Annotated in this window: 6 protein-coding genes; 5 read left to right on the top strand and 1 reads right to left on the bottom strand. The window is 38.7% G+C overall.

The genetic code is table 11. The annotated features are described in order from the left end of the window. The first annotated feature begins 167 nt into the window (after positions 1-167). The 5 genes from XM47_RS01775 (at position 168) to XM47_RS01795 (ending at position 13,312) form a co-directional block, all read left to right on the top strand. A complete protein-coding gene (locus XM47_RS01775) occupies positions 168-2,240 on the top strand; it encodes a right-handed parallel beta-helix repeat-containing protein (RefSeq protein WP_048688702.1) in 2,073 nt (690 codons plus the stop codon). 676 nt (positions 2,241-2,916) lie between these two features. Then, positions 2,917-6,630, top strand: coding sequence for a TonB-dependent receptor (locus XM47_RS01780; protein ID WP_048688705.1), 3,714 nt, complete (start codon positions 2,917-2,919; stop codon positions 6,628-6,630). Between the two features lie 18 nt (positions 6,631-6,648). Beyond that, positions 6,649-8,955, top strand: coding sequence for a hypothetical protein (locus tag XM47_RS01785; RefSeq protein WP_048688707.1), 2,307 nt, complete (start codon positions 6,649-6,651; stop codon positions 8,953-8,955). Positions 8,956-9,057: 102 nt separating this feature from the next. Beyond that, positions 9,058-10,869 (top strand): sulfatase-like hydrolase/transferase, encoded by a 1,812-nt coding sequence (locus XM47_RS01790; RefSeq protein ID WP_048688710.1) that lies wholly within the window; start codon positions 9,058-9,060, stop codon positions 10,867-10,869. A gap of 445 nt (positions 10,870-11,314) precedes the next feature. Continuing rightward, a complete protein-coding gene (locus tag XM47_RS01795) occupies positions 11,315-13,312 on the top strand; it encodes a pectate lyase family protein (protein ID WP_048688719.1) in 1,998 nt (665 codons plus the stop codon). 749 nt (positions 13,313-14,061) lie between these two features. Here the strand turns inward: XM47_RS01795 and XM47_RS01805 are convergent. Next, on the bottom strand, positions 14,062-14,997 hold the full coding sequence (locus tag XM47_RS01805) for a hypothetical protein (RefSeq protein ID WP_048688725.1): 936 nt from the start codon (positions 14,995-14,997) through the stop codon (positions 14,062-14,064). Between the last annotated feature and the right edge of the window lie 128 nt (positions 14,998-15,125).

A 15,125-nucleotide genomic window follows, 5' to 3' on the forward strand; every position in this document is an offset into this window, starting at 1 on the left:
TCGGGTGGATAATGTTCAAGTGTGTTTAGTCTGAATCCCATGTATAGATCCAGGTTATTTAGAATTAATTGATAAATCATTTGAACTCATGCTGCGTATAATTTAACATCAAAAGTCATCATTGTTTACAATTAATTGATAAATGTATAATTCTAGGCGGTTCTAACATGCGATGCAAAATAATTACTTTGGCTGTGGCTTTATGCGCACTAGCTCTACCCACAACTAGGCTTTTTGCAAAAGAGCTCTATGTTTCACCTCTAGGTAACGATAACAATAACGGCAGTGTAGATTTACCTTTTAAAACACTAGCTAAAGGTGTTTCCATATTAGCTGCCGGAGATACTTTAGTATTAAAAGAAGGGATATATAGAGAAACGTTAAAAATTACGGCAAGTGGTTCTGAAACTCAGCCTATTAGAGTAAAAGCAGCTGATAATTCGAATGTTGTTATATCAGGTACAGAGCCATTAACGGGTTGGTCGGCTCATCAAAATAGTATATCTAGGGTCAGTGTCGCTGGAGTGAATAAGGTGGCTGATGAGACTTATTTTCAGCTTTATCACAATGGTGATTTGATGGATTTAGCCAGATATCCCAATGATCAAGACCTAAATCGATTCACCATAGACACAATCGAGCTTGCACAAAAAGGTTCGGGTTTAAGCGTCAGCCATGCAGACATACCAGATGTAGACCTAACCTATGGTTATATCTGGTATTTAGGTTCCCATTCTGGCACAAGTTGGACACGGAAAATCACCTCATCCACCAATAATTCTCTTAACTTTGTTGAAGTAGACACAACTAAATGGCCGTTTAATCCCCATGCCCCAGTGCATCTACGAGAAGGCAACTACGGTCGTTTTTTTGTTTTCGGAAAATTAGAGCTATTAGATTACGAAAATGAGTGGTTTTATGACAAAAGCACAGACGAGTTATATTTACAAACAGCTAATGGACTCATACCTAAAGATAATGAAGTTGAAATTACAGCGCGCAAACACGCTATTCAATTATCGGGTGATAATATTAGAATTGAAGGAATTGAAGTATTTGGTGCAAATGTACTGATAGAGGGCGATAACAACCAATTTATTAATGGCAAAATAGTTCACGGCTTACAACGTATGGGTGAACTTAATAATACTGATGCGCAAGTTTCCGAGGGCTCAATTACCGTTTCTGGGAAAAATAGCTTAATTGAAAACAACCACATAGAGCACGGTTCGTTAAACGGTATCTATATTGTAGGTTGGGGTGGTAAGGGTAAAAATACAACAATTAAAAACAATGTTATTCGCAACTTTAATACCTTGGGCATTCACGCGAGTTTAATTCGTGCAACGGGCGAGGCGGCGTTGATTACGCAAAATGATATGTCGTATACGGGACGAGATGGCGTGTATTTAACTGGGATTAATTCAGAGTTTAGTTACAATGAAATATCACAAACCGCGCAGATAAATAATGACACCGGCATTTTTTATGTAACGGGTAATCAAGATGATAAAAATGTAGTTGTCCATCATAACTGGTTTCATTCACCAGCACGTCGTTCGTATCACGATCAAAGAGTAGCAGGTATTTATTTAGATAATAATAGTAAAGGATACACAGTCCATCACAATGTTGTCTGGAACTTGCCTTGGTCGGGTATTCAACTTAATTGGGAAAACTTTAATGATTTTATCTATCACAACACTATTTTAGATGTTAAACGTGCCATGGGCGAGTGGGTTAACGGCCATGTGCAACAAAACAACCGTGTATGGAACAATTATTCAAATACCCCAGCTTGGTTAACCAACCCAGCATATGATATCGACAGTAGCTTAATTTCAACTAATCAAGTTAAGTACGAAGCTGATAAATCAATAAATTTTATGCCAAATGATGATTCAGAATTGCTTGATAATGGCCGATTAATTGATGGTTTAGTACACCAATATACAGGTCCAGCTCCTGATATTGGTGCTTATGAATTACAAGGGACCAATTGGCGACCGGGTGTTAACGCTGTACTTGATGATTGCACGAGTTGTTTAAGTGATCCTAATGCAGATCCTGTGGTTAAACCAGCGCAAGCGCCAGCGCCTGAGCCTAGCCCAGAGCCGACTCCTAACCCTGAGCCAACACCAGAGCAGCCAAAAGAAGGGGCTACATCATCAGGTGGTTCTATGGGTTATGGCTTACTGGTTCTTTTTTTTGGATTATTTAGGAAAAACCGTTTTAGATAAATTGAAAATTTGAATTCGAAGAATTCAAATGAAAACGAATGCCGTTCATTTCAAGTGAGCGGCATTTCATCTCTAATTTATGTTTTATAGTCACATGTTCACCACATAAGTGTATTGAGGTTGTTTGAGATTGAAATAGGACAACCTCATAACATTTATCTTCATTCAACCTCCTCTTATCTTATTTTCAACTTGTTCTGACGAGTGTGACAATGAAGTTAATCTCAGTTCGCTTAATTGAACTTTAGCGTAAGCCACTAAATGTAAACAAAATATATATAGTTAATAGTGTTTTATTTTTGTTGATTGTTGACTGTGTTGTTGTTTCATTTTGCATCAAAAAATATTTTGTTAATTTTTATTTTACATTTAACTCATGGTTATATTATTTAAGTTTAATTAAAAATTTAGTTAACTTGTTATTTTTTATGTGATTTTTGGCTTTGTTTAGTTGTGGCAGTTGATGGTGTTTTGCTTTTTTGTTGAAAGCAAATGCGTCGTCCAATACGTTTATTTGATGCTATTGGTGAGTTTATTTGATGTTTATCTTGATGTTAATTGTTGACAATTATGTGTTAACTGTGCAAATATTAACTTAGTGATAACAAAGTGACTTGAAATCGCTAACTGGCAAAGAATTTACACATTAAATACAACAAACGCTGGAGGTTGCTTTATGGCGACTCAATTTAAGTACAAACCTATAGTACTGATGGTTGCATCTGTACTATCTGCAAGCCAAATGGCATATGCCGCAGAAGCTGAAAATGATAAGAAAAAGAAGCAAAATGAGACAGACCCTGAAGTAATTGAGGTGACGGGTTACCGTGGTAGTGTTCTTAAATCTATGCTCGAAAAGCGAGCTACCGCTAATGTTTCTGATTCGATCTTCGCTGAAGATATCGGTAAATCAACCGACCAAAATATCGCTGATGCACTTTCTCGTGTAACTGGTATTTCGATTCAATCAGAAGGTGGTGAAGGTACTAAAATTTCTGTTCGTGGTACTAACCCTAACCAAAACGTAATTACACTAAATGGTGTGCAGCTAACGAGTGCTGGTGATAACCAAGGTGTAGACCTTTCAGCATTTTCTTCAGATATCCTATCAAAAATCACAGTTGTGAAAACAGCAAGTGCTGATCACGACGAAGGTTCTTTAGGTGCAACTGTTAATCTTGAGACGGGTAAACCACTAAATCGTAAAAACAATGCGCGTAGCTTGACTATACAGGGTCGATACAATGGCTTGTCGGAAGAGTCTGATTATAAATTGTCAGGTTCTTTTTCTGACAAATTCTTAGATGAGACTTTTGGTTTTGCTGCAACTGTATTTAAAGAAACGCAATCGTTCCGCTCAGATCGATTCATCGTTGCTGAAAACCAATATCAAGCGGTACAAATTCCTTTAGCATCCGATCAAAATGGTGATATGTTAACCGATACGCACGCAATTTTACGTGGTGCGGCTCAATATTCAATGTTACAAAACAAGCGAGATCGTCAAGGTGGTAACTTCGTTTTTCAATGGCTACCAACAGATACGACGAATGTCTTAGTTGATTTTAACTACAGCAAACAGACTCTAGTGAACGACGATTTAGCCATTCAAACCAGAACTCGTGCTGATAGTAGTTTATTGGAGAAAGGCGTTAAGCATGACTCTTTACCAAATAATGATGATATCGCTAATTTCAGTGATCCTGCCTTAGACTGGATTCATATTAATACAGATACGCATACGGTAGATAAGTATGTTAATCGTTTTGGTGACGGTGGCTATAACCGTGCAGAAGGTATCAAAGATATCGTCAATAAATCAGGTGGTATTCGCATAGAGCAGTATGTCACTGACGATTTAAGAATGGACTTTAATGTTAGTTATTCTGAAACGGTTGAAAACCCAGGCCCATCAAGTTTTATCACAATGCAAGGTTTCCAAATTCCACAGACAAGACTAGCGCTTGCTGGTGAATACGGTACAAATGGTGGTATTCAACCTGTTGGGTATGACTGTAGAGACAAAGCTAACGGTGTCTGTGAACTTGAATTTGGTAATGGTTTAATTGTACATAATGACCCTGACACAAACTTTGATAATGACGTTATTACAGGTTTTAATCCAGATGACCGCGCCGCAACCAACATAGGTTATATGGGACGCACAGTTCGTAGTATTGAAGATACTTTTAAAAGCGCATCTTTAGATTTTGATTGGGATGTTGAATTTGGTCCTTTAGTTAAACTTGAGTTTGGTGCTAAAGCTAACCAGCGTACAAAATTTGTCGATAATCAAGTAGGTAAGTTTGATAATACTACCCAAGCGACGACAGTGCCTGTATTTGATAATGACGGCAACTATGTTACGGATAAAGTTATTAAAGCTGGCGATACAGTTACTGAAATTTTAGGTTCAGAGATAGCCAGCACGGAAGAATTTCCGCACAACAACTTTATGGAAGAATTAGGTGTAAGTCGCAACGCTGCGACAGACGGTTGGCCTATGATCGACTCTACGCTTGCATTTGAACGTGCATTAGGCTCGGCTGATGCGGCTTTAACCGTTAATAACTCGCAAACGCGTGAAATGAACATTGACACGCAAGCGGCTTACTTAAAACTGAATTTTTCAGCAATTGATGATAGGTTAACTGCAGATGTCGGTTTACGTTACGTTAAAGATGAAGTAAATACTTGGGGTTATTCGGGTACTACTTATCAAACTGATCCTGTTTTATTACACCGTATTTTTGACCCTTTCTATGCGCTGCAATTACGTAATAGCGCAAACCCTTCATGTCATGGCCAATCAACCGCGAATACAGGGCCTTACGAATTAGCCGATGGTTTCACTACTGCAGACGGCCAAACTTCAGTCGAATACGACACAACTACGCCAGGTAGAGAATACGCTTATGCACGTGTCGACGGGCTAGGTTGGTATCACAATGGAACACTTGATGACAGTAGTGATGATATTCGGCTTAAGAAGCTAATCGACACTAACGAAGCATGTTACGACCCATACACTGATATGTATCAAGGTTTTGCAGTAAATGCGCAAGGCCAACCTAATGTCGGCTGGGTAACTTTTGCACGTCATTCAGATGTCACTACCTCTACTAACTACCATATGTTTACTGATCAGCATTTAAATGCTGGCACAGATGAATTGGTTCGTGATCGCAAAGATATTCAAAACTTCAGAACAACTGGCAACAATGAATACAGCATGCTATTGCCAAGTTTGAACCTAAATTTTGCGCTTTCAGACGACTTGATAACACGTTTTGCTGTATCAAAAACTATGTCTCGTCCTAGAATTGACTCTTTAAAACCTGGTTTTAGTGTTACTGAATCGGTGTGGGGAACACGAGCGGGTAATAGGGTTACCTTGAGTAATCCAAAATTAGTGCCATTAGAGTCTAAAAATTTAGATTTATCTGTTGAATGGTACTTCAATAAGACAGGTATGGTCGGTGCTGCTTTCTTCTATAAAGATATGACAAACTTTGAAGAAACCGTTGATTATAAAGCTTACCTAGATGATCTGCGTATCGCAAATTTGGATGGTTACAATGCTGATAACTTGTTAAAAACACAAGCAGAAGTGATTGAAGACTTTAGTTCAGACGAAGATAAAATGGGCGTTTGTTTCCCTAAACGTGCGATTGCTGACCAAGTTCGTCAAGATTACTTTATCTCAGGTGATTTCGATAACGAAGGTGGTGTAACTACTCAAGAGTTACTTGACAAGTGTGCGCTATTTAATGTTGAGGAAATACGCAATGGTAAAGGCGCTGAGATTGCTGGGGTTGAGTTGCAGTACCAACAAAGTTACGACTTTTTACCAGGGCTTTGGTCTGGCTTAGGCATCAACGCTAATTATACTTATCAAGAATCACAACAAGAAGCGGATGCACAAGCTATCGCTTTAGGTTTAGCAGCGCTGCCATCTGAAAGAACACCAACTCATAGTTATAATGCGACTGTCTACTGGGAAAAATTTGGCCACCAGTTGCGTTTATCTTATCGTGGTAAGTCTGATGAATTAGTTCAGACGTCTTGGGGCGAAGGTGCCTTATGGCAAGAAGGCGACACTGGTCTAGATTTTAACGCGAGTTATAAAATCAATAACCAAATGACAGTCTCTTTCCAAGCTTTAAATATTACGGATACTGCAACCCGTCATTATTACACAAGTCGAAATATGTGGATGGGGGATTATATGTTGAATGATGATGGAAGTCAGATTCTAGAAGGCGGTCTTCCAGTAGAAGCTCCATTTGATGAAGGTAACGCATTAGTTGACGACGTATACAAAGGTCGAACTCAGATGATGTATAAAACGGGTACAAATTACCGCCTTAACTTACGTGTTAACTTTTGATAGCGAGGTAACTAGATTATGAAATTTTTTACAAAAACGATAGTAGCATCTTTTATCTCTGTTGCACTTGTTGGCTGTGGTGTTGATGTTGAAGAAAAACCAAAGAAAGGCAGTAACAACGCGCCTATAGTTTCACCTGCATTGCTTGAAGTTAATTTTATGGAATCAGATACGGGCTATGATGACCCGAATGGTGGTGCCGATAAAGTTGATTATACATTTGTCGACTTAAAGGAAGGTGTATCTGACCCTGATACTTTGGACCGAGTTGCAATCAAATCAATTCGACCGATTTGGACGGATTGGTGTTTAGACACTGAAACCCCTGATGCTGACGGTTGTATTGATGACAGACCTAAAATTTCTACAGAGGAGTTTGGCTTTGAAATTTTAAATGATAAGGTCAAAGTGACGCCAACCGCGTTTGCGCCTATGTTGACTGATGAGCTTAGAGCATTTTTGCATTTAGAAGTAATATTTACTGATGGTGAAGCTGAAGTTTCTCGTGAAGTGAAAATTACAGTACAAGGTGAAGATTATGCTCCTGTCATAGATCAAGTTAAAGTCACTGAAGCAAAAGTTGTGGTTGCTGAGCGTGATCCGCAAGTGGTTGTTAACTTACTTGAGCATGCATCAGATAAAGATATCACTGATATGGCTATGTTTATTGTCAATAACGGTGCTACAGGCTTTGAAGAACTGCAATTTCCAATTGTACAAGACCTATGGTTAAAAGAATGTACGCAATACATTTTTCCAGCGCTTACAGATGCGGAAAAGGCTGGCAAAACGGATGCTGAAATTGCAGTCATTCAAGCACAATTGGACTATGATAACCAACCATTACACGATGGCGCATTTTCTTGTAAGAAAGGATTCGGCAGTGAGTCAACTTTAACCGTTGACCCTTCGGTTTATGCTGATGAATTGTTTATTAAAGAGAAAAGGAATGTTGGTATTTCTTACACATTAACGGATGGCACGAAAGAAATTAGTGGTGTTAAAGTTGTTACTATAAGCGGTTTGCCACCAATTGGCTTCCCAGCGTTTAAAGCAGCTGAACATACAATTAATATTGAGGAATCCGGTGAAACCAATGGTGTTGTTGCGGTTGACTTGTTAGAACTAACAGAAGGCGATAATTTAGTCGCTATCAACTTAGTCCAAAAAGACAAAGCTGCACTCGAATATGGTTTAACTTGGGACGGTAGTAATACCCTTAATGTTAATACTCATGCTTTCTTTGCTGAAACGCAACCGGGTCAACCACATGAGCTAATGTTTGAATACAAGCTTCAAAATAGTGATTCTGGTGATGAAAGTGTCCAAACGCGCACATTAACAGTCGCGATTGCAGAGCGTAACTTTAACTTATTCCGTGCAGACTTAGATGCAGGATTAGATACACCAGACTCAAGTTTATTCTTGGATCCAAATGGCTTTACGCATGTTACTGACTTGGTTCAAGCGGGTGCCGGTGCTAAGCAATCTATTGCTAAGAAAACAAATGATATTCCTGCGGCTAAGTTTCCTGACTTGGTTAAAGATAAGAAATATTATATTTCTTGGTGGTTTAAAAATGACGAAGCATCCGATCTAGAAGTAATGCCTATGGTAACTTTTGCTAATGGCCGAGCGCCAGCAGCAAATCAACTGTGGTCAGCAGGTTGGTGGGGCGGCTACCGTTTACCATATAAAGCTGCTGATGTAGGTGAATGGCGTGAGTGGTGGTACACACACAATACAGGTACATCACCTGTAGCTGATCCTGATTTATTAGGTATGTATATCTTTAACAACAGTGGTGCACACGATAAGCCAAATTCTGTATGGGATTCGTTTAAAGTGGTTAACTTTAACTTTATTGATACTGCAGCAGCCGACATGATTGAAAGCGATGCAGGTCAATTCCTTGATGCAGCATTAGTTACTAATAATGGTCAAGGTACAGTCACTGTTGATACAGCTACGCAAGCGCTTCAAGTGGATACCACAGGTAAATCTGAAGCTGTAGTTGTTAGTTTACCGGTTAAAGCGGGTTCGGTAAAAACAGGTGGTCGCTATATGGTGGAATTTGAGCTACCTGTAGGTTTGAAAAACTTTGCGATTCGTTTGTCAAATGCAGGTGGTTCTGCCACGATTGCACGTGATATGACAAATCGAAATGTTGATTCAAATTCAAATGTTGCTCTAGTAATGTTAACTGAATTTGAGAAGCCTTCTGGTGTTAATTGGAAAGATGAAGATGTTACTTTAGACTTTGTCTTCTGGCAAAACGATCAATCTTTCACTATCAAAGATGTTCGCCTTTATCAGATTCCATAACCTCTGATTAGGTTTGGTCATTACTATTAGCCCTCCTTGTGAGGGCTTTTTTTATACTTAAAAATAATTTTTATTCAAACTTAACCAATATTGGACGCTGTTATGAAAAGAATCTCAGTTTATGCTGTTTTAATCAGCCTATTTTTGCTGACTGGATGTGTTAGTACACAAGATGAAAAACCTGTAATAGACACAAGTTTGGAGCAATCTCAACGTCAACCCAATCTAGTACTTATTCTAATTGATGACTTAAGCCATTATGGTTTCACAACTTATGGCGCGGACGTTATCCGGTCAAAACATGGTAAATTTGCTGACATTCAATTCTCAACACCTAATATAGACAAGCTAGCTGAACAAGGTATTAGAATTGAAAATGCTTTTACTCATCCGTTATGTGAGAACACTCGCATTGCGCTAATGAGCGGTAAACAAAACAATCGAAATTATTTAAAACCTAAATCACAGCATGCGTCTGACATTACTTTTAGTGATGTATTTAAACGAGCTGGCTACACCACAGGTATGTTTGGTAAATGGAAGCAAACCCGTGGCACCAAAGAAATTGCAGCTAAAGACTATATTAGTGAATTTGGTTGGGATGAGTATGTTGCATTCGACGTAGTTGAAGAAGGGCAACGTTTTATCAATCCAAATTTGGTGATAAATGGTGAGTTAGTTGACTATAGAAAGCGCACCGACCTAGATCCTGAAACCGGCCGCCGTTGGTATGGCCCTGATATTTATAATCGACACGTGCTTAATTTTATCGAAAAAAATCAAGATAAACCTTTCTTTTTATATTACCCAATGGCACTTGTACACGACGACCATAAACCGACGCCAGATACGAAACCTAACACTATTTTTGACCAGTTCGATGAGTGGCCAAATAATAGAAATGGTCATACGGGAGATGATCCAAAATACATAGCGGACATGATTGAATATACTGATAAGCTTATCGGCAAATTGGTGACTAAATTAGATCAACTAAAATTACGTGAAGATACCTTAATTATTGTCATGGGCGATAATGGCACCAAAGAAATTTTTGCCCACGTTAAAAAAGATGGAACAGTTTACCCGGCTCGCAAAGGTGGTAATACTGACAATGGGATCCATGTTGGTATGGTGTTAAGCCAACCGGGCACTATTGAAGCGGGTCAAAATACAGTGAGAAGTTATGATGGCTTAGTGTATTTAACCGATGTATTTCCGACTATGGCAGAAGCTGCAGGTGTCGCCATCCCAAAAGAAACTCGTTTAGATGGTATGAGTTTTTGGCCACAAATGCTCGGCGAAACAAAACAACACAGGCGGCACATTTACAGTTGGTATATAGCCAACGGTAGATACGATGACATTGAAAATAATGAACGTTTTACCCATTTTGCATTTAATAAATCGTACAAATATTATGGCTCAACCAAAGCTTATCCAGATGGACGTTTTTTTGATTTAACTACTGATCCGTTAGAACGAGCAGGAGATAGCTATATTGAGGTTCGCTGGGGCGTTCGTCGCTATAGTGGACTGGATATCAATAAGTTAACACCAGTACAGCGACAGGCTTATGTAGCGCTTAAGCAAGTGGTTGAAGACAATAAAAATGTCGATGCGCAGCGGCTGATTATTCATTCGACTAAATCGACTATAAAACTAGGTACAAAGTTAGATCTAAATGTGTCCACTTTGCCGTTTAGTGCCAATAGAGATGGCGTGATTTGGGTGTCTTCTGATCCTTCAATTGCATCTGTAAATAAATTTGGTGAAGTTACTACCCATAAAACAGGTAAGGTGAATATAGATGTTTATTCATGGAGTGATGCTAAACCCTTAGCGGACGGTAAGTCACCAAGCTTTTTAACATCCGGCATCACAGACCGAGTTCAACTCACTATTACCAAATAGCAGAGCTTAATATAAATGCTCGAATCTATATGAGTTCGAGCATTTTACCTTTAAAGATTTTGTAGAAATTAAATTTCAAGTGCAGATATCTTAATCGAGATATTTGACTTAGTTATATTGAATCATGTCATTTTTATTAACAATTATCTTGTTTTTCTTAAATTCGGGAACAAGATTAAGCTTAAGTTATGTTATTAAAGGTTTAATTTGTTTTTTTAGCGCGTTTCGTCTAAGTTGGACACTATCCTTAAAGTTGCTTTTTTAACATTAATAAAACAAAATAACTGAATTTTATTGATATTCTTTATTTGATACTTATACTGCATTTTGACTCAAGACACATTGAGCAGAAAATTTTGTCTCTTTATTGGTAGAAATGCCACCGGTAGCATTTCGATCTAGGGCAAATTTATTAAATAAAAATAGCACCTCAAAAGGATGAAAAATGAAAACTAAACAATATGTAAAACACTCTATACAGGCAGTAGCAGTACTGAGCGCATTGTACGCTAATGCCGCTGTCGCATCGGGTTATCATACTCAAAATGGTGGGACAACCGGCGGCGAAGGCGGCCAAGTGGTACGTGCAACATCTGGTACCCAAATTCATGCTGCTTTGTGTAATCGAGCCTCTAGTGATACGCCGATTATCATTGAAGTTGAGGGGACTATTAACCATGGCAACACATCTAAAGTGTCGGGCGATAGCTGTAATACTGCCGATGATAAAATTGAGTTAAAAGATATCAGTAACGTTACCTTAATTGGGGTTGGTAGCGGAGCTTTGTTCGATGAACTTGGCATTCACATCCGTAATGCATCAAACATTATCATTCGGAACGTGCATGTAAGAAACGTTAAAAAGTCAGGTTCGCCTACTTCTAATGGTGGTGATGCTATTGGTATGGAAAGTGACGTTTATAATGTTTGGGTTGATCACGCAACTTTGGAAGCAGGTGGTGGAGAAAGTGCTGGTTACGATGCACTATTTGATATGAAAGCTAATACTAAATTCGTGACACTTTCGTACAGTATTTTACGTAATTCAGGCCGTGGTGGCCTAGTTGGTTCAAGCGATAGTGATGATAATAATGGCCCGGTTACTTTCCATCATAACCTATATCAAAACATAGATTCACGAGCTCCTTTATTACGCCACGCAACTGCTCATGCCTATAATAATCACTATGTTAGTTTAAATAAATCAGGTATGAACCCAAGAATTGGTGGCCAAATCCGCGCGGATAACAATTATTTTGAAGATTCAAAAGATGTGTTAGGTACTTTCTATACAAACGATATGGGTTATTGGCAAGTTAATGGCAATATCTTTGATAATGTGAGTTGGACAAGTGAAGAAAGCAGTAATCATCCAGCGGGTCCAAATCCTACTTCAACCACTTCTATCAGTATTCCCTATAATTTTCAATTAGATGACGCAAGTTGTGTTCCTAGTATAGTGTCGTCTACCGCAGGCGCAAACAAAGGCTTAAATACTTCCGATGGTAGTTGCTCAGTTGTCGATGGTGGCGATACAGGCAATGGCGATACAGGCAACGGTGAGACAGGTAACGGTAACGGTGACACAGGTAACGGCGGCACAGGCGAGAACTTAGCACTAAGTGCAGGCGCTGATGGCAGCTCAAAAGCCAGCGGTTCGAGTTATGGTAATGTGATTGATGGGGAAACTTCAACTTATTGGTCGCCATCTGGTTCAACCGGTACAATAAATGTTAAGAACTTAAATACCAACGTTAATGCGGTTCGCATTGTTCAAGCAAATAACGTGATTACCTCGTGGTCACTGGTAAATTATGATACAGGGACTACTTTAGCGTCAGGCTCTTCTATTCCTGATGTGATTACTTTTACTACAGCGAATTTATCTAAACTTAGCTTTGTGATTCATTCAGCAAATAGCACACCTAAAATTGCGGAATTTGAGGTTTACAATGGGTATTCAGCGGACTCTAGTTCTGGTGGGTCTAGTTCTTCTGCTTCAAACGGAACCGTAAATGGCACTTATCGAATTGTTCCACTTCATAGCGGAAAAACAATTGATTTAGCCGGTTGTAATACAGGCAATGCTGCCAATATCCAACAATGGGCTTGGTTAAATAACGATTGTCAAAAATTCAATATTAGTTCTGTAGACGGTATATGGCATCGTATTTCACCTGTTGCCTCTCCAACTCGTGGTTTTGATGTCGATTCCTTATCAACCGCAGCAGGAGCAAATATTATGTTATGGGATTATTGGGGTGGGTATAACCAACAGTTTCGTTTCCAAAGTGCAGGCTCAGGTAAATGGCGCATCATTAATCGCAATAGCGAGCTCTGTTTAGATATTTCTAATAAGTCAGCTGGTGATGGGGCAAACATTTTGCAATGGACTTGTAATGCGGGCGCTGAAAACCAAATGTTTATCCTTGAACGTCAATAAGACATCAATGGAAATAGGTAACGGGGTTCTTTTATGAATCCCGCTGCTTTTAGATTAAATGATATAAATTGAATTGTTTAAAGTGGGGAGGTTTGAAGTTAAATAATATTTTTTTATGATTTATAAGGGCAGTTAAAATTTTGATGTGCTCAGTTTTCCTATTTTAGCTATTTTTATGTCTTTCTCATAAGTAAATAGCGCCTGCTAACGTTCCAAAAGGAATGTTTACTAAAATAATAATTGAAACCGGAAATGCAAATCCATGAGCTGTTTCATTTTGTTTAATGAGGCAAATATCACCGAGAAACGCCAAAAAATTAACCACAATAAAAAAATTATGAGTAAAGTTGAAGCTAGATCATGCATTCTGCACTCACCAAGTATCTCAAATCCATAAAGCGCGATGAAAGTGATTACAGATACGCCCCCGTATAAAGAAAGCGAAATTCCACAACTTTGAAAATTTTTAGCCATAAAAAACCTATGTTTAACAAGACCTAACACACCATGTTCGACAGAAACGATTGTTAATTAAAAGCTGAGTATAAAGGTTATGCCAATTCAGCATCAATTTTTGTATAGGCACTCAGAGCATAATTTTTGCTAGGTTACTTGCCCAACTTCAATCAAGCTTCGTGAAGCAGGATTTTATCGCATACTGAATTGGCTTATTATTTTATATTGAAAATCAGCCTATTAGGGGTTGCGGGATAAATCAAACAGTCCAAATCCTGTCTGCTTTAGCTAAGCTATTTTACCTCTATACTCGTTACAAACATGCGCCAAAATTGGCTGTTTAATTGAATACTGTCGTTTAGGCCTAAAATCCATAAGACTTCGACCATATCCGAGTAATCAGTACCACCTTGCTGATGCAATTTACCGTGTATGTGTGGTAGGTTTTTGATGTAGTCGTCTGCCATTGTCCAAAGTTTTTTGGCATGGGTTTTAGTATTGTTTTCTGAGCGAGCAGCATCTAACCATTTACTATCGCCTGGATTAAAATCAGTTTCAGTTTGGCGGCCTTGTAAGCGCGCCGTATGAGCGCCACGTATCGTTTTAGCGCTATGGCCTTGGCCGTAATGTTCGTTACCATCATCTATCGCTACATAAGTCGTATTTTGTTGAACGTAGCTTAATTTTTGTTTGTTCGATTCTTGCTCGTTAAACCAACTGTGTTGAACAACAATAATTCTCTCTTTACTGTCTTTGGCTGTTACGCCATTGTCTTGTTCAAGTAATAGTTTTAACCAGTCGTGAGTAAAACCATTTTGTCCTGCTTCCATTACCCAAACCTTTGCTTGGTTATTGTTTTGTTTGAGTGCAGATAACACGACTTGGTACATTTGTTTTACGGCTTTGTCGTGGTCGGCTAAGGCATCAAACCATGCACTGTTTTTTGCGCCAAATGCTTGGATCATTAATTCAGGTACTCGGTATTGTTTACCGCTTGTTCTTTCAGCTGTACCTTGTACCGCATAGGTTCTCGGCAATAAACTTTTGTAGTCTGGGTGGGCAAGTAGGCTACCTAATGCAGCTATCGCATGGACATCATCTAAATCACCCTTTATATCAAATTGGGCGAGTAGGGTGTCATGTTCTAAATCGAAATCTTGTCTTTGTTCGGCATAGCTGTTTGTTACTAAACCTATTAATAAAGCGATTGTTAGGCAGATTTTTTTCATAGTGTATCCATTTTTAAATTGGGCACTTCAAATTTCTGAGTCTTGATAGTGAGGTTTGTTGCTTGAATTTATTCTGTGTTTAAATTAAACATGTTGAATCTGATGTGCGTGAATCTTTTTTGACCTTA

The sequence above is a fragment of the Catenovulum maritimum genome (assembly GCF_001050375.1).
GTDB classification, from domain to species: domain Bacteria; phylum Pseudomonadota; class Gammaproteobacteria; order Enterobacterales; family Alteromonadaceae; genus Catenovulum; species Catenovulum maritimum.